Annotated in this window: 1 protein-coding gene; it reads right to left on the bottom strand. The window is 56.2% G+C overall.

Annotated features, from left to right (window positions below):
• Positions 1–64: 64 nt before the first annotated feature.
• Positions 65–1,048: a histone deacetylase family protein gene (locus ACR0JF_RS23325; RefSeq protein ID WP_480670125.1), complete on the bottom strand. Its 984-nt coding sequence runs from the start codon at positions 1,046–1,048 to the stop codon at positions 65–67.
• Positions 1,049–1,064 lie beyond the last annotated feature (16 nt).

Below are 1,064 nucleotides of genomic sequence, written 5' to 3'. Positions count from 1 at the left end.
TTGGGCGCAGAGCGGATCATCGAAACACAGTGAGAATGACTAATCGCTGAGATCATACCTGCCATCAAAATCGGTGCAGGTTCTTTGCGACCCGATAGGTATTGGCGTAAGCGTCGACGGAAGCCTCAATGGGGTCGGCATAGCCACCTCCGATTGCCATTGAGACCGGGATGCCGCGGCCTTTGCAGGCGCACATCACCGCCTGATCGCGTTGGATAAGGCCATCATGGGTCAGCGCAAGCCGCCCTAGTTTATCTTCTGCCAGCGGATCAACGCCTGCCTGGTATAGAATGAGGTCGGGACGAAATTCAAACACAGCCGGCAAGTTATCGGCTAAGGCGCGAAGGTAGTCCTTGTCGCCGGTGCCATCCGGCAGGGCAACATCGAGATCCGCTGGAAACTTGCGGAACGGAAAATTCTTTTCGCCGTGCATCGAAAAGACGAAGACCGATGGGTTGTCGGCGAAAATGGCGGCGCTACCGTCACCCAGATGAACATCAAGATCGATGATTGCGACCCTTTCGACCATGCCAGCCGCAAGCAGGTGGAGCGCCGCGACGGCCTGATCGTTGTAGACGCAATAGCCAGATCCAAAAGTCGGATGGGCGTGGTGCGTGCCCCCAGCGAGCTGCCCCGAGATACCGTACTCCAGAGCTGTCTTAGCAGCAGCAATTGCGCCACCGGCCGTGGCGCGAACCCGCCTCACGAGTTCCGGGCTCCACGGAAACCCAATCCGTTTAAAGGCTTTTTCTTCCAGTTCCCCGTTTTCAAACTGCGCGACAAAATCGGGGGCGTGCGCACGCAATATCGCTTCATCGCTAGCTGGCAAAGACTCTGCCAACTGTGCCTCCTGAAGAATACCGTCCTTCAGCAGTAGCGTGAGGAGCATTTTGTACTTGCCCTTCGGAAACCGATGCCCGGAAGGCAGGCTAAGGGAGGATCTGTGAGGAGAGTAAAATCTCATGGTTTGGGTGAAGAGAAACTTGGGCAATGCGCCAAAGCATAGCCGAACTCCTAACTGGTCTGCAACTTCGGCCGCTGATGGCATTGCGTTTCAAGTGGTG

The organism is Ruegeria sp. BG11, from assembly GCF_056538565.1.
Note: the sequence above shows the minus strand (reverse complement) of the source record. Positions and strands in the feature narration are given on the sequence as shown.